Origin of the sequence: Pseudomonas guariconensis, from assembly GCF_900102675.1 — a bacterium.
GTDB lineage: Bacteria > Pseudomonadota > Gammaproteobacteria > Pseudomonadales > Pseudomonadaceae > Aquipseudomonas > Aquipseudomonas guariconensis.
On record NZ_FMYX01000008.1, the window covers coordinates 37,356 to 62,208 of the forward strand.

Here is a 24,853-nt window from a genome sequence, read left to right on the forward strand (position 1 = left end):
TCCCATGCCCTTTTCGAATGGATTCCTCCTCAGCTTGTCCCTGTGCCTGGACATCGGTGTCGCCAACATCGCCATGATCACCCTGGCCATGCAACGCGGTTTCATGCAAGGCGTGTGGCTGGGGCTGGGGACGTGCGTGGGTGATCTGATCTATGCCGTTGCCGCGCTCGCGGGCATGACCGTGCTGCTGCAGTTCGAAGCGGGGCGCTGGACGTTGTGGCTGGGCGGCTCGGCCCTGCTGGTGTGGTTCGCGCTGAAGATGTTGCTGGCGGCCTGGCGCGGTGGGCATCTGGAGGCCAGTGGACAGGCAGTGGTGGAGCCGGCCTGGCGCGAATTCTTGCGGGGGATGTTCCTGGCCATGTCTTCGCCCAGTGCCATCCTCTGGTTCGCGGCAGTGGGCGGGGTGCTGATTTCCCGCTCCGGTGCCGGTGGGCCGCTGGAGGCCGGACTGTTCCTGGGCGGCTTCTTTGCGGCCGGGGTGGTGTGGTGCCTGGGCCTGTGTGCTATCGCCAGTCACGGCGGGCGTTTGCTGGGGGATCGTCTGCTGACGTGGTCGTACCTGCTGTCGGCGGCGATCTTCTGTTACTTTGCCGGATACGTGGTGCTTTCAGGGTACCGTGAATTCATCCTTGCGAGTCCTGCCATGTGATTTTTCGGGGCTGTGATTTGTCCGTGAGCAACGATTTGGCATTCGCGGGTAAACCCGCTCCTACACGTCAAAGCTGAAAAGTCGCAGTGTTTGCTGCTTTGATTTTTTTTCGCCTGCCTTGTCGATTTCCCCAATCACCATTCGACCAGTCATGAAGGCGCCGAAACTTGAGGCGCCAACCGCTCATGACCGATTGGAGGAAACACCGATGAACACCGCCGAAACCCAACTCAACCAATTGATCGACCGCTGGATGCAGGCCGTGCGCGACCGCGACCTGGACGCCATCTGCGCGCCGTACGCTGACGACATCGTCGCCTTCGATGCCATCAACGCATTGCAATTCAAGGGTAAGGCCGCCTACCGGGCGCACTGGGAAATGTGCATGAGCTTCTGCACCGGGCCCATGGTGTTCGAACTGGCGCAACTGACCGTGCATGCCGACGGTGACCTGGGCTTTGCCCATTGGCTCAATCGCTGCGGCCCTTCGGACGACGAGAGCCAATGCGGCTTCATGCGGGCCACCGTAGGCTATCGTCGTAGTGGCGGGCAATGGCAGGTCATTCACGAGCACTGGTCGGCACCGTTCGACATGCAAACCCAGAAAGCCCTGTTCAACCTCAAGCCTTAACGACCCTGCCGCTCATCGGCAAACGCACCTTTGCGCAGCATTGGAGACGACCATGAAATACCTGTGCCTGGTCTATTGTGACGAAGGGCTGCTGCACAGCCTGCCCGACAGCCCTGAAGATGCCGAATGCATGGCCTACGCTGAGTCGTTGCAGGGGGCCGGGCGAATGCTTGCGGCCGAGGCGCTCAAACCTGTGCAGACCGCCACCACAGTGCGTGTGCGGGGTGGGCGCATGAGCCTGACCGACGGTCCGTTTGCCGAGACCAAGGAGCAATTGGCGGGTTTCTACCTGGTCGATGCGCGCGACCTGAACGAGGCACTGAACATCGCCAAAGGCATTCCGGCGGCGCGAGTCGGTAGCGTCGAGGTACGGCCTGTACGTGAGTTGCAACCCTGACGACGGAGAACGACCAGCATGAGCCTTGCACAGCCCGGCCCGCAACAGTCGCCACACGAGTTGTCCATCACACGCTTGATCGATGCTCCTGCGGCCAAGGTGTTTCGCGCCTGGACCGAGCCACAGTGGCTGACACAGTGGTGGGGCCCCCATGGCATGACCACCCCCGAGTGCGAGTTGCAACTCTGGGTGGGCGGGCTGTTCCGGACCTTGATGCGAGCGCCCGATGGCGCCGAGTATCCCAACCAGGGGGTGTTCCTGGAGATTGTCGCGCCGCGGCGGTTGGTGTTTACCGATGCCTTCGGGCCGGGCTGGGCACCTTCGGACAAAGCGTTCATGACGGCCGTGATCACCTTCGACGAGGAACAGGGCAAGACCCGCTACACCGCACGCGCCTTGCACTGGAACGCCGCCGACTGCCGTGCTCATGAGGAGATGGGTTTTTACCAGGGCTGGGGTGAAAGCCTGGATCGGCTGGTCGAGGTGGTGACCCAGCGGATGCCGGACTGATGCTCGAGGCTCAACAGGTGCGGCGGGAGGTCGAGGCGGTCTATCGGCAGGACTCCCGGCGTATCCTGGCGACGCTGATCCGCCTGCTGGGCGACTTCGATCTCGCCGAAGAGGCCCTGCACGACGCCTTTTTCATTGCGGTCGAGCGTTGGCAACGCGATGGCATCCCAGACAACCCGCGTGCCTGGCTGGTGTCTGCGGGCCGCTTCAAGGCCATCGACGCCTTGCGCAGGCGCGCCCGCTTCGACCGATCCCAGGCGGATCTGGTCATGTTGCTCGAGGACCAACGGCAGGGTCCCGGCGAGGAGGAGGACTTGGTGGAGGATCGCCTGCGGCTGATCTTCACCTGTTGCCACCCGGCGCTTTCAGTCGATGCCCAGGTGCCGCTCACCCTGCGTGAAGTCTGCGACCTGACCACCGAGCAGATCGCCCGAGCCTTCCTGCAGAGCCCGGCGACCATTGCCCAGCGCATCGTGCGTGCCAAGGCCAAGATCCGCGATGCGCGCATTCCCTATCAAGTACCGGCGCTGGCCGAACTGCCAGAGCGCCTGGAAAGTGTGCTGCGAGTGGTCTACCTGGTCTTCAACGAAGGTTATTCGGCCTCCACGGGTGATGACCTGATACAGCGTGAGCTGTGTGACGAAGCGATCCGGCTCGGACGGTTGCTTGCCCAGTTGTTGCCGGATGCCGAGGTGCTTGGGCTGTTGGCGTTGATGCTGCTGCAGGCCTCGCGATTGCAAGCGCGCAGCGATGCGGCGGGGGAGTTGGTGGTTCTGGACCGACAAGACCGCAGCCTGTGGGATCGTGCCCAGATCGCCGAAGGTTGCCAATTGGTGCAACAAGCACTGCGCAGCCGGCAGTTCGGTGCCTATAGCGTGCAGGCGGCCATTGCCGCGGTGCATGCCGAGGCTTCCAGTCCCGAGCAGACCGACTGGCAGGAAATCGTAGGGTTGTACGATGTGTTGCAACGGCACTGGCCGTCACCGGTGGTCGAGCTTAACCGGGCGGCGGCATTGGCCAGGCGTGACGGGCCAAGGGCGGGGCTTGTGGCGATCGAGGCGATTCTGCAGCGTGGCGAGTTGCGCGACTATCATCTGGCCCATGCTGCCCGGGCGGAGTTGCACCGTCAGTTGGGTCAGGACGAGCAGGCCCGCACAGCCTGGCAGCAGGCGCTGGCGCTTACCCGGCAGGGGCCGGAGAGGCGGCACATCGAGCGGTGTCTGCGGGAGCTGGAACGCTAGGCGGCGCGAGTGAATCTTTCGCAGGTGAACCCGCGCCCACGGTTTTCAGGGCAGCGCTGGCCTGGTAGGAGCGGGTTCACCCGTGAAGGCGTACTGTCGACGGGCTCGATCAGCTGGCAACGAAGTTCGGTGGGCTGACCAATTCGACGGTCTGCTGTTTGCGCGGAGCCAGGATCTCGGCGACGCCTTCGACCACCAACTCGTCGTTCTGGTTGTACACATTCGTTGCGATGCGCACCTTGAACTTGGGCAGCTTCTCGAGAATCTCCAGGCGCACGGTCAGGGTGTCGCCGATCTTGACCGGCTTCTGGAAGCTCATCTGCTGACCCAGGTAGATGGTGCCTGGGCCTGGCAGGGTGCAGGCAACCGCGGCACTGATCAGTGCACCGCTGAACATGCCATGGGCGATACGCTCGCGGAACATGCTCTTGGCGGCGAATTCGGCATCCAGGTGTACCGGGTTGTGGTCACCGGACATCGCAGCGAACAGCTGGATGTCGCGCTCTTCCACGGACTTTTCATAGCTGGCTTTCTGCCCGACTTCGAGGGCTTCGTAGGGCGTGTTGGTGACCTGGGACATCTGGGCTTCCTTAAGGGGCGGACGAGCAAGTGTACATCATTCACTGCGGGCAGGGCGGCCAAGGGCCAGCGCCTGCTCCAGCCAGCCGAGGATGTCGGCGGTGACCTCGTCGCGATTGGTTTCGTTGAGCACTTCGTGTCGCGCTGCAGGGTACAGGCGCAGCTGCACATGGCGGTTGCCGGTCGCGCGCAGGGCGTCGGCCAGATGCTTCAGACGCTTGCCGTCGCTGACCGGATCACATTCGCCGCCCAGGACTAGGATCGGCAGGTTCGGGTCGATCTGCGCGAGGTTCTTCGGCTGGCTGATCTGCGCCAGGCCCTGGAGCAGGTCGATCCACAGCTGGTTGCAACAGCGAAAACCGCACAGGGGGTCGGCGATGTACTTGTCGACCTCCTCGGCATCGCGGCTGAGCCAGTCGAAGGCCGTGCGGTTGGGCTTGAACGCTTTGTTGAACGAACCAAAGGACAGCCATTCGATCAGTGCACTCTTGCCCAGATAGCCCTGGCGCCAGGCCTCCAGGCGTGCAATCAGCGCGGCGGTGCGGTAGAGCAGCGGCGGCTGGAAGTTCGAGCCGCTGAGCACGGCACCCTGGAGGCTGGCGCTGTGGTGCATGAGGTAGGCCTGGGCGATGTAGCTGCCCATACTGTGGCCGAACAGAAACAGCGGTGTGCCGGGAAACTGCTGGCCGATGTGCTGGGCCACCAACCCAAGGTCGTTGACCACGGTGTTCCAGCCATGATGGCGGGCGAATAGGCCGAGATTGCCGAGTTCCGCGGTGCGGCCATGGCCGCGTAGATCGGGGGCGAACAGGGCGAAACCTGCATCGGCCAGGGCATGCCCCAGGCGCTGGTAGCGACCGGCGTGCTCGGCCATGCCGTGGGCCAGCAGCACCACGGCCTTGACCGGTGTTGTCGGCAACCACTGATGGACATACAAGCTGCAATGCTCGCTGGCGGGCAGCCAGAAGGCGTCATGGGGCATGGCGAGTCCTTGGCTCATGGGTTGCAGACAGTGTATGCCCAATGGGCCTGATTGTAGGAAGGGCACAAATAAGATTCACAATGTTAATGGCGGCACTTGGCGTATATGCCGTCTCCTGCTTACCTGCTAACGTCGATTCAACGCCTTCTTGCCCCTTCGTGAGCTTGGGCAGGCAGGTCAGGGACAGCGCATGGCAGAGGAACAACAATAAGATGCAAGCCGACTTCTGGAACGACAAACGCCCGGCGGGCGTGCCCTCCACCCTCGAGATCACTGCTTATCGATCGGTCGTCGACGTGTTCGAGCGCTCCTGCAAGCGCTTTGCGGACCGTCCGGCCTTCAGTAACCTGGGCGTGACCCTCAGCTACAGCGACCTCGAGCGTTATAGCGCTGCCTTCACCGCCTGGTTGCAGCAGCACACCGACCTCGTTCCGGGCGATCGCATCGCGGTGCAGATGCCCAATGTCCTGCAATACCCCATTGCCGTGTTCGGCGCGATGCGCGCCGGGCTGATCGTGGTGAACACCAACCCGCTCTACACCGAGCGAGAAATGCGCCATCAGTTCAAGGATTCCGGTGCCCGTGCCCTGGTCTACCTGAACATGTTCGGCAAGCGGGTCCAAGAGGTATTGGGCGACACCGATATCGAGTACCTGATCGAGGCGAAGATGGGCGATCTGCTGCCGTTCGCCAAGGGCTGGCTGGTCAATACCGTGGTCGACAAGGTCAAGAAGATGGTGCCGGCCTACCGGCTGCCCCAGGCCATATCGTTCAAGCAGGTGCTGCGCCAGGGCCGGTCGGGGGTGCCCAAGCCGGTGCCCCTGAGCCTCGATGATGTCGCGGTGCTGCAGTACACCGGTGGCACCACGGGGCTGGCCAAGGGGGCCATGCTCACTCATGGGAACCTGGTGGCCAACATGTTGCAAGTGCTGGCCTGTTTCTCCCAGCACGGCCCGGATGGGCAGAAGCTGATCAAGGATGGCCAGGAGGTGATGATCGCACCGCTGCCGCTGTACCACATCTATGCCTTCACCGCGAACTGCATGTGCATGATGGTCACCGGCAACCATAACGTGTTGATCACCAATCCCCGTGATATTCCCGGCTTCATCAAGGAGCTGGGCAAGTGGCGTTTCACTGCCTTGCTTGGCTTGAACACCTTGTTCGTCGCCTTGATGGATCACCCTGGCTTCAAGTCCCTGGACTTTTCCTCGCTCAAGGTCACCAACTCCGGAGGCACGGCTTTGGTCAAGGCCACGGCCGAACGCTGGGAGAGCCTGACGGGCTGTCGCATCGTCGAGGGCTACGGCCTGACCGAGACCTCTCCGGTCGCCAGCACCAATCCTTACGGCGCGCTGGCGCGTCTGGGGACGGTAGGTATTCCTGTGCCTGGCACAGCATTCAAGGTCATCGATGACGAGGGCAACGAGCTGCCTCTGGGCGAACGGGGCGAGTTGTGCATCAAAGGCCCGCAGGTCATGAAAGGCTACTGGCGCCAACCTGAGGCCACCGCACAGACGCTGGATGCCGACGGCTGGCTCAAGACTGGCGATATCGCCGTGATCGACCCGGACGGTTTCACCCGGATCGTCGATCGCAAGAAGGACATGATCATCGTCTCGGGTTTCAACGTGTACCCCAACGAGATCGAGGAAGTGGTCATGGGCCATCCCAAGGTTGCCAACTGCGCGGCCATCGGTGTGCCCGACGATCGCTCCGGCGAGGCGGTCAAGCTATTCGTGGTGCCGCGAGAAGCAGGCTTGAGCGTCGACGAGCTCAAGGCGTACTGCAAAGCCAACTTCACCGGTTACAAAGTGCCCAAATACATCGTATTGCGTGACTCGCTGCCCATGACCCCGGTGGGCAAGATTCTGCGTCGCGAGCTGCGGGATATCGCCTGATTTTCACGCAGGTTTCTTCGAGCGGCAGAATAGGGTGGTTGTAAACCGCTCTATCCTGCCGTTTTCGGCTTGAATTGCGACGTTTTGGATAAATACTCTAAAAATGACCGATACATTTCTTTGAGTCATTTTTGTGACCGATTGGGCCGATTTGGGCTCTAGTCGACCCCTGGCAAAGCTGTTACTCTCGGCGCGCTTCCAGATGATCCGGTTTGCAATGAGCCGTCATCCCATATCAATAATAAACGCGTAATGCGTGACGAATTCGCTGTTGCTGAAGGAGCGGGCTTCCATGATCGAAAATTTTTGGAAGGATAAGTACCCAGCCGGGATAACGGCGCAAATCAATCCTGACGAGTTCCCCAATATCCAGGCGGTGCTCAAGCAATCCTGCCAACGCTTTGCCGACAAACCGGCCTTTAGCAACCTGGGCAAAACCCTCACCTATGGTGAGCTGTACACCCTGTCGGGCGCCTTTGCCGCCTGGCTGCAACAGCATACCGACCTCAAACCGGGTGATCGGATTGCCGTACAACTGCCCAATGTCCTGCAATACCCCGTGGCCGTATTCGGTGCCATGCGCGCAGGTTTGATCGTGGTCAATACCAACCCGCTCTACACTGCGCGGGAGATGGAACACCAGTTCAACGACTCCGGCGCCAAGGCCTTGGTGTGCCTGGCCAACATGGCGCATCTGGCCGAGAAGGTGGTGCCGAAGACCCAGGTCAAGCACGTCATCGTCACTGAAGTGGCCGACTTGCTGCCACCGCTCAAGCGCCTGCTGATCAACAGCGTAATCAAGTACGTGAAGAAGATGGTGCCGGCCTACAACCTGCCGGGCGCCGTACGCTTCAACGATGCCTTGGCGCTGGGCAAGGGCGGCGCGGTGACCGAAGCCAACCCACAGCCGAACGACGTCGCGGTGCTGCAGTATACCGGCGGCACCACCGGGGTTGCCAAGGGGGCCATGCTGACCCACCGCAACCTGGTGGCCAACATGCTGCAATGTCGCGCCCTGATGGGGGCGAACCTGCACGAAGGCTGCGAGATCCTCATCACCCCGCTGCCGCTGTACCACATCTATGCTTTTACCTTCCATTGCATGGCCATGATGCTGATCGGCAACCACAATGTGCTGATCAGCAACCCCCGTGACCTGTCGGCGATGGTCAAGGAGCTGGGCAAATGGAAGTTCAGCGGCTTCGTCGGCCTCAATACCCTGTTCGTTGCCCTGTGCAATAACGACGCCTTCCGCGCCTTGGACTTCTCGGCGCTGAAGATCACTCTCTCCGGTGGCATGGCCTTGCAACTGAGCGTGGCCGAGCGCTGGAAGACCGTCACTGGCTGCGCAATTTGCGAAGGCTACGGCATGACCGAGACCAGCCCGGTCGCAGCGGTCAACCCGGCCGAGGCCAACCAGGTCGGGACCATCGGCATTCCTGTGCCTTCAACCCTGTGCAAGGTGATCGACGACAGCGGTCGCGAGTTGGGCCTGGGCGAGGTCGGTGAGCTGTGCGTCAAGGGCCCGCAGGTCATGAAGGGCTACTGGCAGCGCGAAGAGGCCACCGCTGAAATTCTCGACCAGGACGGTTGGCTGAAGACGGGCGATATCGCAGTCATCCAGCCCGATGGCTACATGCGCATCGTCGATCGCAAGAAGGACATGATCCTGGTCTCCGGTTTCAACGTCTATCCGAACGAGCTCGAAGACGTACTGGCCAGTCTGCCGGGCGTGCTGCAGTGCGCGGCGATCGGTGTGCCGGACGAAAAGTCGGGCGAAGTGATCAAGATGTTCATCGTGGTCAAGCCGGGCATGACCCTGACCAAGGAGCAGGTGATGGAGCACATGCGCGCCAACGTCACCGGCTACAAGGTCCCTCGTCACATCGAGTTCCGCGATGCGCTGCCGACCACCAACGTCGGCAAGATCCTGCGCCGTGAGCTGCGTGATGAAGAGCTCAAGAAGCAGGGCCTGAAGAAGATCGCCTGACGTTGCTCATGCAGGGCTGCATTGCAGCCCTGCGCAACCAAGGTTCGGATCCTGGGGCTGTCACGCAGCCCTCAGTGATCAGCGCAGTTTCTCGAGCATCTGGTAGTACCACATACCTGCCGCCAACAGCGGATTGCCCAGCAAGTCCCCCATCGGCACCTTGATGTGCTTGCACGCCGCGAAGGTGTCGAACTTCTCCAACGTCCCGGTCAGCGCCTCGGCCATGATCTCGCCCATGATGTGGCTGGTGGCGATACCGTGCCCGGAGTAACCCTGGCAGTACCAGACGTTGTCCGACAGCTTGCCCAATTGCGGAATGCGGTTGACCACGATACCCATCGCACAACTCCACTTGAACTCGATCGGCACACCCTTGAGCGCTGGGAAGGTGCGCTCGATGCACGGGCGCAGCTCGGCTTCGATGTCCCGCGAATCCTTGCCCGAATAGTTGGCGCCACCGCCGAACAGCAGGCGCTTGTCGGCCGTGAGACGGTAGTAGTCGAGAACGAAGCGGCAGTCGTATACCGCCAGATCCTGGGGGTTGATCTGGTCGGCCAGCTCACCGAGCGGCGCAGTGGTGACGATGCCGCCCATGGCCGGGAAGATCTTGCCCTTGAGCTGGCGCTTTTCCAGCTTGTGATAGACATCGCCGGCCAGCAGCACCTGGCGCGCCTCGATCCGGCCTCGGGCGGTGACCACCGCCGGGCGTGGCCCATGGACGATCTCCAGCACCTCGGAGTTCTCGAAAACCAGTGCGCCCAGGCCATGGGCTGCGCGCGCTTCGCCCAAGCATAGGTTGAGCGGGTGCAGGTGCAGGTTGCGACGGTTCTTGAGGGCGCCCAGGTACAGCGGGCTTTGCAGATGTTCGCTGACGGCATTGCGATCGAGCAGGTGCACCAGGTCGCCCATGCCACGGCGCTGGGCTTCGTCGTAGCTCGCTTGCAGTTCATCCATGTGCGAAGGCTTCATCGCTGCGTGCAGGTGTCCGCGCTTGAGATCGCAGTCGATGCCGTAGCGCTCCACGCGCCGCTCGATGATCTCGTGGCCCCGCCAGCGCAGGTGCCAGATGAAATCGTCCACGTCTTCACCCAGGCGCTTGCGCATCTGCGTGCGCATGGCCTCGTCACCCGACAGGCTGCCGGTGACCTGACCGCCGTTGCGTCCGCTAGCGCCCCAGCCGATGCGGTTGGTTTCGACAATGGCCACCTTCAGGCCGCGTTCGGCCAGTTCCACGGCGGTGGCGACGCCCGTGAAACCGCCGCCGATGATGGCCACGTCGACCTGCTCGGTGCCCGTCAGGGTGGGGTATTGGGTCGGGTCGTTGAGCGTGGCGGTGTAGTAGGACGGCGCCCGTTGGGCCGGCCCGTTGTTCACTGCTGAGTTCATGTTCGTTCCTTACTGTGAATGGGGCTCAGGCCTGGTGCAGGTACCAGCGCCAGTCCTGTTCGCCGACTTCGGCCATGAACTGGCGATACTCGGCGCGCTTGACCTTCAGATAGACGCCGAGGAAGGCTTCGCCGAGTGCTTCCCGGGCCCAGCTCGAATGCTCCAGCGCCTCGAGGGCGGTCAGCCATTCGGTGGGCAGGTGTTCGGTGGCCTGGGCGTAACCGTTGCCCTCGATCGGGGCACCCGGGTCGAGTTGTTCGCGTACGCCTTGATGAGTCGCGGCGAGGATCGCGGCGGCAGCCAGGTAAGGGTTGGCGTCGGCGCCGCAGATGCGGTGCTCTACATGCCGGCTGTTGGCAGGCCCGCCCGGCACGCGCAGGCTCACGGTGCGGTTGTCCACCCCCCAGGTGGGCGCCAGCGGCGCATAGCTGTTGGCCTGGAAGCGCCGGTAGGAGTTGGCGTTGGGGCAGAACAGCAACAGCGACTCGCGCAGGTGGCGCAACATCCCGCCCACGGCCTGACGCAGCAGCGGGGTGCCGGCGGGATCATCGCTGGCGAACAGGTTGCGGCCCTCGGCGTCGGCCAGGCTCAGGTGCATGTGCATGCCGGTGCCGGCCAGGTGGGCGAAAGGTTTGGCCATGAAGCAGGCCTGCATGCCGTGGGCATGGGCGATGCCCTTGACCAGGCGTTTGTAACGCACGGCCTGGTCCATGGCCTGCAGTGCATCGCCGTGTTCCAGGGTGATTTCCACCTGGCCGGGCGCATATTCGGAGATGGCGGTGCGCGCCGGGATGCCCTGGGCTTTGCAGGCGGCGTACAGGTCGGCGAGAAACGGCTCGATCTGCTCCAGCTCGCGCAGGCCATAGACCTGGGTGGTGCGGGGGCGACCACCGTCATTGTCCAGCGCCGGTTGCGGACGCCCCTGGGCGTCGCGCTGCTGGTCGAGCAGGTAGAACTCCAGTTCGCAGGCCATCACCGGGTAATAGCCGTCGGCCTTGAGCGCATCGAGCGTGCGAATCAGCACGTGGCGCGGGTCGGCGACGCTGGCGGGCAGCCCTTGGCTGGGGTGCATGCTGACCTGCACGGCAGCCGTCGGCACGCGCCGCCAGGGCAGGCGCACCAGGCTGCCTTCCAGAGGGTAGGCGCGGCAGTCGATGTCGCCGACATCCCAGACCAGGCCGGAGTTTTCCACATCGTCGCCATTCAAGGTCAGGCCCAGAATGGTGCTGGGCAGCGGGCGGCCGCTTTCATAGACGGCCAGCAGTTCGTCCCGGTGCAGCAGCTTGCCGCGGGGCACGCCGTTGGCATCGAGGATGAACAGCTCGAACAGTTCGATATCGGGGTTGTCGGCCAGAAAGCGACGGGCTTGCTCGGGGTTGGCAAAATGCATGATGTTCGCTCGCGCCCGCAGGCGCACAGGACCGGCCGCAGGTGGGCGGCGAGTCGGGCTGATTGATGTCGGCCAGGGATGGCCGAGGCTGGATCAGTGAGACGCGAACGAAGTATCCGGTGGGCGAGCGTGGCGGCAGTGCCACAGGGCCCAGAAGGCGAGGATGACATGTACCAGCGGGTTTTCGCCGGCGCGGGCCCGGGCCTTGGGAAGGGTGGGGCGCGCATTGCTCGGTCGGCAGGTCATCGGTGGATACTCACACGGGGCATAAGGTTGATTAAAGCAGTGAATGGCAACCTTCATTCCGTGATTGGCTAAACATTCGTGCTGGCGTCTTCGCGGGTAAGCCCGCTCCTACAGGACCGGGCAGCCTCCAAGTTCTGTGCAATTGCTGGGAGCGGCTTTACCCGCGAAGAGTCCCACATAGGCAGCAGAGAACCGGCAAATCTGCGACAATCGCCCGACTTTCCGAATGACGATCATGAAAAAGCAGGCTCACCTGCATCATCAAAAAGCCCCATGACAGACCACGCCATCGATCAACTGCTGAAGAACCTCGACCACGCCATGATCGCCGACCGCCATCGGCTACGGCGGCAACTGCACGAGCTGCGCAAGCGCCCCGACGAGGCCAAGCTTGCCCAATGGGTGGAGCGGGTCCAGGCGTCCTGTGCCCAGGTTGTCGCGCGCCAGAACAGCGTGCCGAGCATCCGCTACGACGACAGCTTGCCGATCGCCGCCAAGCGCGACGAGATCAAGAAGGCCCTGGCCGAGCATCAGGTTCTGGTGATTGCCGGCGAGACCGGTTCGGGCAAGACCACCCAGTTGCCGAAGATCTGCCTGGAAATGGGCCGCGGTCAGCATGGCCTGATCGCTCATACCCAGCCCCGCCGGATCGCCGCGCGCAGCGTCGCGGCACGGGTGGCCGAGGAGATCGGCACACCGCTGGGCGCTCTGGTGGGCTATCAGGTGCGTTTCGAGGACCAGAGCGATGCGGGCACCCTGGTCAAGCTGATGACCGACGGTATCCTGCTGGCCGAAACCCAGCATGACCGCTTCCTCGAGCGCTACGACACGATCATCGTCGACGAAGCCCACGAGCGCAGCCTGAACATCGACTTCCTGCTCGGCTACCTCAAGACGCTCCTGCACCGTCGCCCGGACCTGAAACTGATCATCACCTCGGCAACCATCGACCTGGAGCGGTTCTCCAAGCATTTCGACGGGGCGCCGATCATCGAGGTGTCCGGCCGTACCTTCCCGGTGGAAACCTGGTACCGCCCGCTGACCAGCGAACAGGACGAAGAGGGCAACCGGGTCGAGGACGACCTGACCGTCGACCAGGCGATCCTCGCTACCCTCGATGAGCTGGCCCATCACGAACGCAGCGAGGGCAAGGGCCCCGGCGATGTGCTGGTGTTCCTGCCGGGCGAGCGTGAGATCCGCGATGCCGCCGAGATCCTGCGCAAGGCCCAATTGCGCCATACCGAGATCCTGCCGTTGTACGCGCGCCTGACGCCGGCCGAGCAGCAGAAGATCTTCCAACCCCATACCGGGCGCCGGGTGGTGCTGGCCACCAACGTTGCCGAAACCTCGCTGACCGTGCCGGGCATCCGCTATGTGATCGACAGCGGCACCGCGCGCATCAGCCGCTACAGCTACCGCGCCAAGGTCCAGCGTTTGCCGATCGAGGCGGTATCCCAGGCCAGCGCCAACCAGCGCAAGGGCCGTTGCGGTCGGGTCGAACCGGGCATCTGCGTACGTCTTTACAGCGAAGAGGACTTCAACGCACGGCCCGCGTTCACTGACCCAGAGATCCTGCGGACCAACCTGGCCGCGGTGATCCTGCAGATGCTGCACCTGCGCCTGGGCGCCATCGATGCGTTTCCGTTCATCGAGCCGCCGGATGGCAAAGCCATCAGCGACGGTTTCAACCTGTTGCAGGAGCTCTCGGCGGTCAACCGCGAGAACCAGCTGACACCCTTGGGCCGCCAACTGGCGCGTCTGCCGATCGACCCCCGATTGGGGCGCATGCTGCTCGAAGGCGCTCGCCAGGGCAGCCTGCAGGAGGTGCTCATCGTCGCCAGCGCCCTGTCGGTGCAGGACCCGCGCGAGCGTCCTCCGGAACGCCAGCAGGCCGCCGACCAGGCCCATGCCCTGTGGAAAGATCCTGACTCCGACTTCGCGGCTTTGGTCAACCTGTGGCGCGGGTTCGAGGAACAGCGCCAGGCGCTGACCGCCAACCCGCTGCGCAACTGGTGCCGCAAGCATTTTCTCAATTACCTGCGCCTGCGTGAGTGGCGCGACGCCCATCGCCAATTAGCGCTGATCTGCCGCGACCTGCAATTGTCGGTCAACAAAGAGCCTGCGGATTTCCCGCGTATGCACAAGGCCATTCTCAGTGGCCTGCTCAGCCAGATCGGCCACAAGACTGAAGAGGGCGACTATCAAGGCGCACGCCAGCGGCGCTTCTGGATCCACCCGTCCTCGGGCATCGGCCGCAAGCGTCCGCAATGGGTGATGGCTGCCGAGCTTGTGGAAACCACCAAGCTCTATGCGCGCATGGTGGCCAAGATCGAACCGGACTGGATCGAGCCGCTGGCCACGCATCTGGTCAAGAAGAACCATTTCGAGCCGCACTGGGAGAAAAAGCGCGGCCAGGTGGTGGCCTACGAACAGATCACCCTGTACGGGCTGATCCTGGTCGGCCGCCGGCCTGTGCATTTCGGGCCTATCGATCCGGTGGCCTCGCGCGAGCTGTTCATCCGCGAAGGCCTGGTCGGCGGCGAGATCCAGTCGCGGGCCAAGTGCCTGACCGCCAACAAGCGCCTGCTCGAGCAGCTTGACGAGTTGGAAGCCAAGGCTCGTCGGCGCGACATCCTGGCCGACGAAGAAACGCTCTATGCCTTCTATGAGGCGCGTTTGCCTGCAGAAATCCACCAGACTGCGACCTTCGACAGCTGGTACCGGATGAACAGCCAGAAGGATCCGAACCTGCTGATCATGCGCGAAGAGGACGTGCTGGCCCGTGAGGCCAGCGAGGTTACGGCCGCGCAGTATCCCGACAGCCTTCAGGTCGGCGACCTGCGCCTGCCGCTGACTTACCACTTCGAGCCGGGTCATCCGCGAGACGGCGTCACCATACGGGTGCCGGCACCGCTGCTGCCGAACCTGCCGGGCGAGCGCTTGGAGTGGCTGGTGCCAGGCCTGCTGGAGGCCAAATGCGTGGCCTTGGTGCGCAACTTGCCCAAGGCCCTGCGCAAGAACTTCGTGCCGGTGCCGGACTTCGTCAAGGCCGCCCTGGCGCGCATGACATTTGGCCAGGGGGCCTTGCCTCAGTCGTTGGGTCAGGAGCTGTTGCGCATGACGGGCGCTCGGGTGTCCGACGAGGCCTGGACGGAAGCTGCCGGGCTGGTCGAAAGCCACCTGCGCATGAACATCGAAGTGGTCGATGGCCAAGGCAAGTTCCTTGGCGAAGGTCGTGACTTGGCCGAGCTGACAGCACGATTTGCCGCCGCGAGCCAGGCGGCATTGGCCATGCCGCGCAACGACAAGGCCGAGCAACCGGTGCAGGCCAAGGCGTTCTCTGAAGTGGCGCAGACGGCGCAGCAGAAGATCGCTGGCCTGTCGTTGACGGTCTACCCGGCCTTGGTGGAAGAGGCCGGCACCGTGCGTGAAGGGCGATTCTCGACCCAGGCCGAAGCCGAGTTCCAGCATCGCCGAGCCTTGCAACGGCTGTTGCTGCAACAGTTGGCCGAGCCTGCCAAGTTCCTGCGGGGCAAGCTTCCGGGGCTGACCGAACTGGGTTTGCTGTATCGCGAGTTGGGGCGTGTCGAGGCGTTGGTGGAGGACATTCTGCTGGCCAGCCTGGACAGCTGCATCCTTGAAGGCGAGGCGCCGCTGCCCCGAGATGGCGCTGCCCTGGCCGGCCTTGCCGAGCGTAAGCGTGGCAACTGGGCCGAGCACGCCGAACGCTTGGCCCGCCAGACCCTGGAGGTGCTCAAGCTGTGGCACGGTTTGCAGAAGCGCTTCAAGGGCAAGATCGACCTGAGCCAGGCAGTGGCCTTGAACGACATCAAGCAGCAGCTGGCCAACCTGGTCTATCCGGGCTTTGTCCGCGAGACACCGGCTGCGTGGTTCAAGGAGTTGCCGCGTTACCTCAAGGCGGTGGAACTTCGTCTGGAGAAGCTTGGCGCCCAGGTGCAGAAGGACCGTGTCTGGAGTGGCGAGCTGGCCAATCTGTGGGCGCAGTACAAGGCCCGGGCCGACAAGCATGCCCAGGAGGGCAAGCGTGACGAACAACTGACGGTCTACCGCTGGTGGCTGGAGGAATACCGGGTGTCGTTGTTTGCCCAGCAGTTGGGGACCAAGGTACCGGTTTCCGACAAGCGTTTGAGCAAACAGTGGGGGCAGGTGGAAGCCTAAAGCCCGGGAAATGTGGCAAACTTGTGGGAATTTGGGCCGCTGTGCGACCCATCGCGGGACACGCCCGCCCCCGCAGGTTCTGTGGGTGCAGGTTTGCTCCGTGACCGAGGGGCAAACCCTTGCCTACAAATTGGCACTGAAGTGCCATTATGTTGCCCTTTTCCGGCCAGCGCCGTGTGGTGGTGGCCTTTGACCAGAGGAACGACCGTGCATAACGTCGTGATCAGCGGCACCGGCCTGTACACCCCGGCCCAGAGCATTTCCAACGAAGAACTGGTGGCATCCTTCAACACGTGGGCCCAGCAGTTCAATCAAGACAACGCGGCCGCCATCGAGCGTGGCGAGATCGAAGCTGCGCCGCTGTCCGATGCGGCCTTCATCGAGAAGGCTTCCGGTATCAAGAGCCGCTTCGTCATGGACAAGGCGGGCATCCTCGATCCCCAGCGCATGAAGCCGCGCCTGCCGGAGCGCTCCAACGACGAACCGTCGATCCTCTGCGAGATGGCCGTGGCCGCTGCTCGCCAGGCCCTGGAGCGCGCGGGACGCACAGCGGCCGATGTCGACGGTGTGATCGTCGCCTGCTCCAACCTGCAGCGCCCGTACCCGGCCATTTCCATCGAGGTGCAGCAGGCACTGGGCATCCAGGGTTTTGCCTTCGACATGAACGTGGCTTGCTCTTCGGCCACCTTCGGCATCCAGACCGCCGCCAACAGCGTGCAACTGGGCCAGGCGCGTGCGGTGCTGATGGTCAACCCTGAGATCTGCACCGGCCACCTGAATTTCCGCGACCGCGATAGCCACTTCATCTTCGGTGACGCAGCGACTGCAGTGCTGATCGAACGTGCCGACCAAGCCACCTCCAAGCATCAGTTCGACATTGTCAGTACCAAGCTGCTGACCCAGTTCTCCAACAACATCCGCAACAACTTCGGCTTCCTCAACCGCGCGGCGGAGGAGGGCATCGGGGCGCCGGACAAACTGTTCGTCCAGGAAGGCCGCAAGGTGTTCCGCGAAGTGTGCCCGATGGTCGCCGAACTGATCGGCCAGCACCTGGGCGAGAACGGGTTGCAGCCCACCGACGTCAAGCGCTTCTGGCTGCACCAGGCGAACCTGAGCATGAACCACCTGATCGTCAAGAAGCTGGTCGGCCGTGATGTGGCCGAGGAAGACGCGCCGGTGATTCTGGATCGCTATGCCAATACCAGCTCGGCAGGTTCGGTGATTGCCTTCCACCTGTATCAGGATGATCTGCCCAAAGGTGCGCTGGGTGTGCTGAGTTCGTTTGGCGCAGGCTATTCGATCGGTAGTGTGATCTTGCGCAAGCGCTGACTCCTGCCCAGGTCTTTTCGCGAGTAAACCCGCTTCCACAGGTAGAGTGGCGCCCTCGACGGGCAGCGCCCAATTGGTGAGGGCGGGTTTATCTGCCAATGGCCTATAAAAAAGGCGGGAAGCGCCGGATGGGGTCGGCACTTCCCGCCTGAGCAACGCAGGGGAGCTCGCGCTTAGAACTTGGCTTCCAGGTCGACCTGCAGGGTGTCGACATCGGCATCGCTGTTCGGCAGTTGCGACAGGTCGGTCTTGGCCATCAGGTAGGCCGCGCCCAGCGAGAAGTTCTTGTCGATTTCGTAACCGACCTTGAACTTGTGACCACGGGAACCGGTGTAGCCGGCACCGAAGTCGGAGTCGGTGAAGGCACTGACCACCGCGTTACGCTGCACGTCGCGGTAGTTGTAATCCAGGCTCCAGGCGCCAAGCTTGGTCTTCAGACCGGCCAGCCAGGCCTTGTCTTCGCCGTCGGTGCTTTCGGTGTTCTTCACGTACTGGCCATAGGCGGACAGCGGGATGGCGAAACCGGTGAAGTCGACCTGGCCGAAGCCTTCCACCAGGTTGAACTCGTTAGTGGTGTTGCCAAAGGCCTGCAGTGGGGCTGCGTCCTTGTCATTGTCATAGCCGTAGATGCTGGTGCCCACGGTGACCTTGACGGTGTCGGCGGCATTGAAGCGGGCGCCCAACTGGCCGTGATAGAGCTGCGCGTCGTGCTTGAACTGTACGCCTTCGCCGTCGACGTTGTCCTTGAGGTTGTAGTGACCGGCGCTGCCGAACAGCTCGGCCGCGCCCAGGTCGGTCTTGTAGGTGACGGCCACGCCTTCTGGGTTGATGTCGCTGTCCCAGATGATGTCGCCCATGCTCACCCAGGGCTGCATCATCTTACCGCCGATCAAGTGCAGGTTCGGCACGGCAGTGGGGTGCCAGTCGAGGTAGGCCAGGTCGACCCACAACGATTTCTTCTCGAAGTAATTGTCCAGGCTCTGGTTGGTGGAGCGGGCATCGGCGCTGCTGCCGGTGGCCACGCGCACGCCGGCATCGACCTGCGGGTTGATCTCGCTGTAGAAGCCGACACGGGCACGGACGCGCTCGCGGTCCTGGTTGGGGCTCTTGCGGTTGGGGTCGTCGACGTTGACGTCTTCGTAGCGCAGGCGCACGTCGCCTTTGATCTGGGTCTTGGCGGCCCAGGCCACTTTCTGTTCGAAGGAGCTCAGGCGCTCGGACTGGGCTTTCTGCTCTGCCTTTTCCTTGGTTTCCTTGGCCAGATCGGCCTGCAGTTCGTTGTACTGCGCCTGGTTGATCGAGCCGTTGGCGCGGAGCATTTCGAGCAGCTTGGCGTCGACTGCAGCACTGGCCGGAGCACTCAGTGCCAGCATCATGCCGGTGAGGCTGACTCCGGTAAGTGTAGAAACAAGACGCATAAGGTTCTCCCTGTTGGAAAAAAGTGGGGAGGCTTTGGCGCCCACCCCCAAGTTGGCATGTCTTCGGAAAGGGCCTGAATAGACAGGTTGCTGGGGTTCCGAAAAACAGGCGCAAGTATTGCGAGGGGGAATGACAGAATGATGTCTATTTGGTGGCACTGCGGTTAAGTGCGTGGGATCCAAGCGCCCCTTCATTTGAGTGCGGGGCCCCATATCCGGGATACTGGCCATCTCTTTGCAGCGAGTCGAAATCGTGACCAGCCTGTACAGCCTTGCTCATTTGCACGATCTGCCGGCGGCGACCTGGGACGCCTTGGTCCCCGAGGGCCAGCCGTTCTTGCGCCATGCGTTTCTAAGCGCTCTGGAAGACAGCGGCAGCGTCGCGCCTGCCACAGGCTGGGCCACCGAGCACCTGGTGCTGGAGCGTGATGAAAAGGTGCGCGCGGTGCTGCCGGCGTATCGCAAATGGCATTCGTTCGGCGAATACGTGTTCGACCAGGGGTGGGCCGATGCCTGCGAGCGAGCCCGCATTCCCTACTACCCCAAGCTGCTTGGCGCGGTGCCCTTCAGCCCTGTGAGTGGCCCCCGCCTGCTGGCGGCAGACTGCGCCGATGGCCTGCTGTTGCTCCAGGCCATCCCTGAGTACCTGGTCAAGGGAGGGCTCTCAGGCGCTCACATCAACTTCACCGACCATGCCCTGGATGAGCAGATCGCCGATGTGCCGGGCTGGATGGAGCGCCTGGGCTGCCAGTTTCATTGGCACAATCGTGGCTATCGGGACTTCCAGGATTTCCTCGACACCCTCAGCTCACGCAAGCGCAAGCAGATGCGCAAGGAGCGTGAACAAGTGGCGGGGCAGGGGATCGACTTCCACTGGTACCGTGGCGATGAGTTGAGCCAGGTGCAATGGGACTTCGTCTACCTGTGCTATGCCAACACCTACGCGGTGCGCCGCCGCACGCCCTATCTGACCCGCCACTTCTTCAGCCTGCTGGCAGAGCGCATGCCCGAGGCAGTGCGCGTGGTCATCGCGCGCCAGCAAGGGCGGGATGTGGCCATGGCCTTGAGCCTGGTCGGTGGCGACAGCCTATTCGGCCGGTATTGGGGCTGCCTGGCCGAGTTCGACCGCCTGCATTTCGAGACCTGTTTTTACCAGGGTATGGACTTTGCCATCAGCCAAGGGATACAGCGGTTCGATGCTGGGGCCCAAGGGGAGCACAAGCTGATACGCGGATTCGAGCCGGTGCTGACGCGCTCCTGGCATTACCTGTTGCATCCGGGGTTGCGTCGGGCGGTCGAGGATTTTCTCGAGCAGGAGCGGGCAGGGGTCAAGGCCTATGCCGAAGAGGCGCTGGGGATGTTGCCTTACCGCAAGGATTGAAAGCCGCCGCCTGGCCCTTTGTTCGCGGGTAAGCCCGCGAACGGGCGCAGTTGCGGCGATCAATCCACCCCGACGAACCCTCCGGTCTGGTGATGCCAGAGCCGGGCATAAAGCCCATGCTGGGCCAACAGCTCGGCATGGGTGCCGCTCTCGACGATGTGCCCTTTGTCCAGCACCACCAACCGATCCATGCGGGCGATGGTGGACAGGCGGTGGGCGATGGCGATCACCGTCTTGCCCTGCATCAGGGTTTCCAGGCTTTCCTGGATCGCCGCCTCGACCTCCGAATCCAGCGCCGAGGTGGCTTCGTCCATGATCAGAATGGGCGCGTTCTTGAGCAGTACCCGGGCAATGGCGATCCGTTGCCGCTGCCCGCCTGAAAGCTTGACCCCACGCTCGCCGACATGGGCATCGAAGCCGGTGCGCCCCTGGGCATCTGAGAGTTGTGGGATGAACTCATCGGCCCGGGCCCGGCGCACGGCTTCCCAGACTTGCGCTTCGCTGGCATCCGGACGGCCATACAGCAGGTTGTCGCGGATCGAGCGGTGCAGCAGAGAGGTGTCCTGGGTGATCATGCCGATCTGCGCGCGCAGGCTGGCCTGGTTGACCTCGGCGATGTCCTGGCCATCGATTGTGATCCGCCCGCCCTGTACGTCGTACAGGCGCAGCAGCAGGTTGACCAGGGTCGACTTGCCGGCTCCGGACGGGCCGATCAGGCCGATCTTCTCGCCGGGACGAATATCCAGGCTCAGCCCGTCGATGACTTTGCTGCCCTTGCCATAGTGAAAGCTCACGTCATCGAAATGCACGGCCCCACGGCTGACCTTCAGCGCAGGGGCATTGGGCTTGTCGGTGACGCTGACCGGTTGGGCGATGGTCTGCAGGCCGTCCTGGACCATGCCGATGTTCTCGAAGATGCCGTTGACCACCCACATGATCCAGCCGGACATGTTGATGATGCGGATCACCAGGCCTGTGGCCAGGGCAATGGCACCGACGGTGATCAACGACTGGCTCCACAACCACAGGGCAAGGCCTGTGGTCCCCACCACCAGAAGCCCGTTCAGGCCGGTGATGACGACGTCCATGCTGGTGACGACCCGTGCGGCCAGCTGGGTTTTTTCGGTCTGTTCGCTGATCGCCTCGCGGGCATACTGTTGCTCGTAGTCGGTATGGGCGAACAGTTTGAGCGTGGCGATGTTGGTGTAGCCGTCGACGATCCGCCCCATCAGCTTGGAGCGGGCATCGGAGGAAATCACCGAGCGCTCCTTGACCCGCGGAACGAAGTAATAGAGCGCGCCGATGTAGCAGACGATCCAGGTCAGCAGCGGCAGCATCAGGCGCCAATCGGCCTCGGCAAACAGCACCAGCGAGCTGATTGCATAGATCAGCACGTGCCACAGGGCATCGACAGCCTGGACGGCAGAGTCGCGCAGGGAGTTGCCGGTCTGCATGATGCGCTGGGCGATACGCCCGGCGAAGTCGCTCTGGAAGAAATTCAGGCTCTGCTTGAGCACATAGGTGTGGTTCTGCCAGCGGATCAAGCTGGTCATGCCGGGGCTGATGGTCTGATGCACCAGCAGGTCGTGCAGGCCGAAGAACACGGGGCGCAGCACCAGGACCACCACCAGCATCCAGATCAGCTCGCCGCTGTGCAGGCTGAAGAACTCGCTGCCTGGGGTGGCCTGGGCCAGGTCGATGATGCGGCTCAGGTAACTGAACATGGCCACTTCGATCAGGGCCGCCACCAGCCCGACGACCAGCAGTGCAAGGAAGCTGGGCCAGACCTGGCGCAGGTAATAGAGGTAGAACGGCCATACCTGGCTAGGCGGTGCTTCGCTCGGTGCCTCGCGAAAGATGTCGATCAATTGTTCGAAACGACGGTACAGCATGATGGGCACACTCCTGTTCCATCCGACCCTGAGGCGGTTTCACGTCCTTGTGAGACCTTCGGTCAGTCGATGCGTTTGGCGGACTTGATGTACACAGGGTCCGCCGGCACGTCACGCATGCCTTGCTTGATGGTGGTGGGTGAGTTGACGATCTGATCGACCACTTCCATGCCTTTGGTCACCTTGCCGAACACGGCATAGCCACGGTCGCGGCCTGGGTTGAGGAAGTCGTTGTCGGCCACGTTGATGAAGAACTGGCTGGTGGCCGAGTTCGGGTCCGAGGTGCGTGCCATGGCGAGGGTACCGCGGGTGTTGGCCAGGCCATTGCTGGCTTCGTTGCGGATCGGGTCGCGGGTCGGCTTTTGCACCATCCGGTCGGTGAAACCGCCGCCCTGGGCCATGAAGCCCGGGATCACGCGGTGGAAGATGGTGTTGTTGTAGAAGCCGCTGTCGACGTACTCGAGGAAGTTCTTCGTGCTGATCGGCGCCTTCTCGGCATTGAGCTCGATTTCGACCGGGCCGAAGCTGGTGTCGAGCAGGACGTGAGGGGTCTTGTCGGAGGCCATGACGCTGGTGGCGAAGGCGACCGAACAGGCGGTGAGCAGAAGTTTTTTCAGCATGGGCTCAAAGATCCTTGAGGAGTGGAGGCGGCTGCGAGAAAACACAGCAGGGTCTGGTTGAAGACCTCGGGTTGGTCCAGGGGCGTAGCGTGCCGCGAATCCTCGATGACCGCCAGTGTTGCCTGGGGCATCAGGGCGACATAGCGCTCCTTCAGTTGTATCGGGGTGTAATCATGGTCGGCGGCGATCACCAGGGTGGGACAGTGGATCTGCCCGATGCGTTCCTGCACCCCCCAGTCGACAATGGCATCGAAGCTCTTGAGGTAGGCGCGCTTGTCGTTGCGTGCCCAGCGTAGGGCCATCTTGTGACGCAGCTCGGTTTGTTCGGGCTTGGGAAACAGGCGTTCGGCCAGGCCCTTGCCGATGGTCTCGACGCTCAGGATGCGGGCCAGGCTCCAGCGCTTGATCCACCAGATCCAGTGGGCGACGGAGTTGCGCCTGACCTCAGGTGCGCTGTTCACGATGCACAGACTGCGCAGCCAGGCGGGGTGGTCGACGGCGAACTGGAAACCCACCATGCCCCCCATCGACAGGCCGACGAAGTGCACGGGGCCGGTGTGCAGGTGCTCCAGCAGCGCCAGCAGGTCAGCGCTGAAGGTCGCGATCTGGTAGCCGTCACGGGGTTTGTCGGAGCGCCCATGGCCGCGGATGTCCATGAGGATCACCCGGTAGTTTCGGCTCAGCGTCGGGACCTGCAGCTCCCAATCCTGGCAGCTTGAGCCCAGTCCGTGTAACAGCACCAGGGGTTCGCCCTGGCCGTATTCCTCGTAATGCAGCGTGCATCCTTCGTGTTCGAAATAGGCCATGGGCGCGGTCCTCTCAGGCTTGCGGGGGGGCTGCGAAGGGCACGTCCAGTGGCGCGGTGTCGAAGTTGCGCAGCAGCTCGATGAGGATCTGCGTGGCCGGACCCAAGGTCTTGTCCTTGTTCGAATAAAGGTAGAACAGCGGATGGCGGCTGCCACCCTGATCCAGCGGCAAAGGCTTGAGCACGCCCTCTTGCAGCTCGCGCTCGATCATGTGCCGTGGCAGCCAGGCAAAGCCCAGCCCGCTGCTGACGAAGGTGGCGGCGGTGCCCAGGCTGCCGACGGTCCAGCGTTGCTCGGCGCCGAGCCAGCCGACATCCCGGGGCTGGGCGCGACCGGAGTCGCGGATAACCACTTGCAGTTGGCTTTCCAGATCCTGGAAGGTGATTTCCCGTCCCAGGCGATGCAGGCTGTGATCGGGGTGGGCAACGGCGATGAATTCCACCGAACTGAGCTCAGCGCCCAGATAGCCGCCAATGCTATAGCTGCTGATGGCCAGGTCCGCGATTCCCTCGTGCAGGACTTCCTCGACGCCCGACAGCACCTCCTCGCGCAGGCGTACGCGGCAACCGCGGCTCTGCGGCATGAAGGCACTCAGGGCGCGGACCAGCCGGGCGCTGGGGTAGGCGGCGTCGACCACTACGCGCACCTCGGCCTCCCAGCCTTGCTCCATGTGGTGGGCGAGGTCCTCGAGCTGGCTGGCCTGCTTGACCAGATGGCGTGAGCGGCGCAGCAGCACGTTGCCGGCTTCGGTCAGTACCGCCTTGCGACCATCGATGCGCAGCAGTGGTACGCCCAGTTGCTCCTGCATCCGTGCGACCGTGTAGCTCACCGACGATTGCGAGCGGTGCAGGGCCTCGGCGGCCTGGGCGAATCCGCCATGATCGACCACTGCCTGGAGAGTTCGCCACTGATCCAGGGTTACGCGTGGCGCTTTCATCTTCGGCTCCTGTTGTCCTAAGCTGCGCTCTGTCAAGGAGAGCGCCCTATGAAGAAATGTTGTGCGGCATTGCTGATGTGCCTGCCCCTCGGGGCGATGGCCTATTACCCCATCGATGTCGAGAAGGACTTGGAAGGGGTCAAGCTCGACTACACCACCTACGACACCGCGCGCAATATCGGCTCGATCAACCTGAACAACTATGGGCAGGTCCCGGCGGCGTGCAAGGTAACCTTCCGCAATGGGCCTGAAGCGCCGCGGGTGCGACGGGTGAACGTGCCGGCGGGCAAGAGCCGCGATGTCACGGCCACCTTCAACCGGGAGATCATCAAGCTGCGCATCGCATTGAGCTGCAAAGCCGAAGGAACTGATTAATCGATAGATTGCAC

The 24,853-nt window shown here is 63.0% G+C and carries 20 protein-coding genes; 11 read left to right on the plus strand and 9 right to left on the minus strand.

The window, feature by feature from the left end:
* Nucleotides 1–4: 4 nt before the first annotated feature.
* The 5 genes from BLS27_RS14535 to BLS27_RS14555 all read left to right on the plus strand — a co-directional run bounded on the left by BLS27_RS14535 (nucleotide 5) and on the right by BLS27_RS14555 (nucleotide 3,428).
* Nucleotides 5–649 (plus strand): LysE family translocator, encoded by a 645-nt coding sequence (locus BLS27_RS14535; RefSeq protein WP_090345363.1) that lies wholly within the window; start codon nucleotides 5–7, stop codon nucleotides 647–649.
* A 208-nt stretch (nucleotides 650–857) separates the two neighbouring features.
* Complete coding sequence (locus tag BLS27_RS14540; protein WP_090345365.1) at nucleotides 858–1,280, plus strand: YybH family protein; 423 nt, start codon at nucleotides 858–860, stop codon at nucleotides 1,278–1,280.
* Between the two features lie 52 nt (nucleotides 1,281–1,332).
* Nucleotides 1,333–1,677: a YciI family protein gene (locus tag BLS27_RS14545; RefSeq protein WP_043209307.1), complete on the plus strand. Its 345-nt coding sequence runs from the start codon at nucleotides 1,333–1,335 to the stop codon at nucleotides 1,675–1,677.
* A gap of 18 nt (nucleotides 1,678–1,695) precedes the next feature.
* Nucleotides 1,696–2,187 (plus strand): SRPBCC family protein, encoded by a 492-nt coding sequence (locus tag BLS27_RS14550; protein WP_090345367.1) that lies wholly within the window; start codon nucleotides 1,696–1,698, stop codon nucleotides 2,185–2,187.
* Nucleotides 2,187–3,428 carry an RNA polymerase sigma factor gene (locus tag BLS27_RS14555; protein ID WP_090345369.1) on the plus strand — a complete coding sequence of 414 codons (1,242 nt, stop codon included), beginning with the start codon at nucleotides 2,187–2,189 and terminating at the stop codon, nucleotides 3,426–3,428. Before BLS27_RS14550 ends, BLS27_RS14555 begins: the two co-directional genes overlap by 1 nt.
* Before the next feature lie 109 nt (nucleotides 3,429–3,537).
* On the opposite strand, the gene BLS27_RS14560 is transcribed toward BLS27_RS14555, so the two are convergent.
* Together BLS27_RS14560 and BLS27_RS14565 are read right to left on the minus strand one after the other, a co-directional pair.
* The gene (locus tag BLS27_RS14560) at nucleotides 3,538–4,008 is read right to left on the minus strand and encodes a MaoC family dehydratase (RefSeq protein WP_043209315.1); all 471 of its coding nucleotides are present in this window, start codon (nucleotides 4,006–4,008) and stop codon (nucleotides 3,538–3,540) included.
* Nucleotides 4,009–4,044: 36 nt separating this feature from the next.
* The gene (locus BLS27_RS14565) at nucleotides 4,045–4,989 is read right to left on the minus strand and encodes an alpha/beta hydrolase (protein WP_070571450.1); all 945 of its coding nucleotides are present in this window, start codon (nucleotides 4,987–4,989) and stop codon (nucleotides 4,045–4,047) included.
* Between the two features lie 212 nt (nucleotides 4,990–5,201).
* Between BLS27_RS14565 and fadD2 the strand changes: the two genes are divergently transcribed.
* Entirely contained in the window at nucleotides 5,202–6,890 is a 1,689-nt protein-coding gene (fadD2, locus tag BLS27_RS14570) for a long-chain-fatty-acid--CoA ligase FadD2 (RefSeq protein WP_043209319.1), read from the plus strand.
* A gap of 292 nt (nucleotides 6,891–7,182) precedes the next feature.
* Complete coding sequence (gene fadD1 / locus BLS27_RS14575; protein WP_043209321.1) at nucleotides 7,183–8,880, plus strand: long-chain-fatty-acid--CoA ligase FadD1; 1,698 nt, start codon at nucleotides 7,183–7,185, stop codon at nucleotides 8,878–8,880.
* A gap of 78 nt (nucleotides 8,881–8,958) precedes the next feature.
* Here the strand turns inward: fadD1 and BLS27_RS14580 are convergent, their stop codons facing one another.
* A complete protein-coding gene (locus BLS27_RS14580) occupies nucleotides 8,959–10,266 on the minus strand; it encodes an NAD(P)/FAD-dependent oxidoreductase (protein ID WP_043209323.1) in 1,308 nt (435 codons plus the stop codon).
* 25 nt (nucleotides 10,267–10,291) lie between these two features.
* Entirely contained in the window at nucleotides 10,292–11,656 is a 1,365-nt protein-coding gene (locus BLS27_RS14585; protein WP_043209325.1) for a glutamine synthetase family protein, read from the minus strand.
* 519 nt (nucleotides 11,657–12,175) lie between these two features.
* On the opposite strand from BLS27_RS14585, the gene hrpA reads away from it, so the two are divergent.
* Nucleotides 12,176–16,081, plus strand: coding sequence for an ATP-dependent RNA helicase HrpA (gene hrpA / locus BLS27_RS14590; RefSeq protein ID WP_090345371.1), 3,906 nt, complete (start codon nucleotides 12,176–12,178; stop codon nucleotides 16,079–16,081).
* A gap of 207 nt (nucleotides 16,082–16,288) precedes the next feature.
* Complete coding sequence (locus tag BLS27_RS14595; RefSeq protein ID WP_043209328.1) at nucleotides 16,289–17,410, plus strand: beta-ketoacyl-ACP synthase III; 1,122 nt, start codon at nucleotides 16,289–16,291, stop codon at nucleotides 17,408–17,410.
* Nucleotides 17,411–17,583: 173 nt separating this feature from the next.
* On the opposite strand, the gene BLS27_RS14600 is transcribed toward BLS27_RS14595, so the two are convergent.
* Nucleotides 17,584–18,828, minus strand: a complete 1,245-nt coding sequence (locus BLS27_RS14600; protein ID WP_043209330.1) for a putative porin — start codon at nucleotides 18,826–18,828, stop codon at nucleotides 17,584–17,586.
* 253 nt (nucleotides 18,829–19,081) lie between these two features.
* Between BLS27_RS14600 and BLS27_RS14605 the strand changes: the two genes are divergently transcribed.
* Nucleotides 19,082–20,209, plus strand: coding sequence for a GNAT family N-acetyltransferase (locus tag BLS27_RS14605; RefSeq protein ID WP_090345529.1), 1,128 nt, complete (start codon nucleotides 19,082–19,084; stop codon nucleotides 20,207–20,209).
* Between the two features lie 59 nt (nucleotides 20,210–20,268).
* On the opposite strand, the gene BLS27_RS14610 is transcribed toward BLS27_RS14605, so the two are convergent.
* From BLS27_RS14610 to BLS27_RS14625, 4 genes are all read right to left on the minus strand, one after another.
* Nucleotides 20,269–22,101: an ABC transporter ATP-binding protein gene (locus BLS27_RS14610; RefSeq protein ID WP_043209332.1), complete on the minus strand. Its 1,833-nt coding sequence runs from the start codon at nucleotides 22,099–22,101 to the stop codon at nucleotides 20,269–20,271.
* 62 nt (nucleotides 22,102–22,163) lie between these two features.
* A complete protein-coding gene (locus BLS27_RS14615; protein ID WP_070571455.1) occupies nucleotides 22,164–22,721 on the minus strand; it encodes a peptidylprolyl isomerase in 558 nt (185 codons plus the stop codon).
* Complete coding sequence (locus BLS27_RS14620; protein ID WP_090345373.1) at nucleotides 22,715–23,527, minus strand: alpha/beta fold hydrolase; 813 nt, start codon at nucleotides 23,525–23,527, stop codon at nucleotides 22,715–22,717. The genes BLS27_RS14615 and BLS27_RS14620 overlap by 7 nt, the downstream gene beginning before the upstream one ends.
* Before the next feature lie 13 nt (nucleotides 23,528–23,540).
* Entirely contained in the window at nucleotides 23,541–24,464 is a 924-nt protein-coding gene (locus BLS27_RS14625) for a PA3225 family LysR-type transcriptional regulator (RefSeq protein WP_043209339.1), read from the minus strand.
* Between the two features lie 48 nt (nucleotides 24,465–24,512).
* Between BLS27_RS14625 and BLS27_RS14630 the strand changes: the two genes are divergently transcribed.
* Nucleotides 24,513–24,839 carry a 3-phosphoglycerate kinase gene (locus BLS27_RS14630; RefSeq protein ID WP_090345376.1) on the plus strand — a complete coding sequence of 109 codons (327 nt, stop codon included), beginning with the start codon at nucleotides 24,513–24,515 and terminating at the stop codon, nucleotides 24,837–24,839.
* Nucleotides 24,840–24,853 lie beyond the last annotated feature (14 nt).

What these genes read in the sequence shown, in the direction of transcription:
- BLS27_RS14535 (WP_090345363.1), top strand. Translation starts at nt 5, where the DNA reads ATGCCCTTTTCGAATGGATTCCTCCTCAGCTTGTCCCTGTGCCTGGAC.
- BLS27_RS14540 (WP_090345365.1), top strand. Translation starts at nt 858, where the DNA reads ATGAACACCGCCGAAACCCAACTCAACCAATTGATCGACCGCTGGATG.
- BLS27_RS14545 (WP_043209307.1), top strand. Translation starts at nt 1,333, where the DNA reads ATGAAATACCTGTGCCTGGTCTATTGTGACGAAGGGCTGCTGCACAGC.
- BLS27_RS14550 (WP_090345367.1), top strand. Translation starts at nt 1,696, where the DNA reads ATGAGCCTTGCACAGCCCGGCCCGCAACAGTCGCCACACGAGTTGTCC.
- BLS27_RS14555 (WP_090345369.1), top strand. Translation starts at nt 2,187, where the DNA reads ATGCTCGAGGCTCAACAGGTGCGGCGGGAGGTCGAGGCGGTCTATCGG.
- BLS27_RS14560 (WP_043209315.1), bottom strand. Translation starts at nt 4,008, where the DNA reads ATGTCCCAGGTCACCAACACGCCCTACGAAGCCCTCGAAGTCGGGCAG.
- BLS27_RS14565 (WP_070571450.1), bottom strand. Translation starts at nt 4,989, where the DNA reads ATGCCCCATGACGCCTTCTGGCTGCCCGCCAGCGAGCATTGCAGCTTG.
- fadD2 (WP_043209319.1), top strand. Translation starts at nt 5,202, where the DNA reads ATGCAAGCCGACTTCTGGAACGACAAACGCCCGGCGGGCGTGCCCTCC.
- fadD1 (WP_043209321.1), top strand. Translation starts at nt 7,183, where the DNA reads ATGATCGAAAATTTTTGGAAGGATAAGTACCCAGCCGGGATAACGGCG.
- BLS27_RS14580 (WP_043209323.1), bottom strand. Translation starts at nt 10,266, where the DNA reads ATGAACTCAGCAGTGAACAACGGGCCGGCCCAACGGGCGCCGTCCTAC.
- BLS27_RS14585 (WP_043209325.1), bottom strand. Translation starts at nt 11,656, where the DNA reads ATGCATTTTGCCAACCCCGAGCAAGCCCGTCGCTTTCTGGCCGACAAC.
- hrpA (WP_090345371.1), top strand. Translation starts at nt 12,176, where the DNA reads ATGACAGACCACGCCATCGATCAACTGCTGAAGAACCTCGACCACGCC.
- BLS27_RS14600 (WP_043209330.1), bottom strand. Translation starts at nt 18,828, where the DNA reads ATGCGTCTTGTTTCTACACTTACCGGAGTCAGCCTCACCGGCATGATG.
- BLS27_RS14610 (WP_043209332.1), bottom strand. Translation starts at nt 22,101, where the DNA reads ATGCTGTACCGTCGTTTCGAACAATTGATCGACATCTTTCGCGAGGCA.
- BLS27_RS14615 (WP_070571455.1), bottom strand. Translation starts at nt 22,721, where the DNA reads ATGCTGAAAAAACTTCTGCTCACCGCCTGTTCGGTCGCCTTCGCCACC.
- BLS27_RS14620 (WP_090345373.1), bottom strand. Translation starts at nt 23,527, where the DNA reads ATGGCCTATTTCGAACACGAAGGATGCACGCTGCATTACGAGGAATAC.
- BLS27_RS14625 (WP_043209339.1), bottom strand. Translation starts at nt 24,464, where the DNA reads ATGAAAGCGCCACGCGTAACCCTGGATCAGTGGCGAACTCTCCAGGCA.
- BLS27_RS14630 (WP_090345376.1), top strand. Translation starts at nt 24,513, where the DNA reads ATGAAGAAATGTTGTGCGGCATTGCTGATGTGCCTGCCCCTCGGGGCG.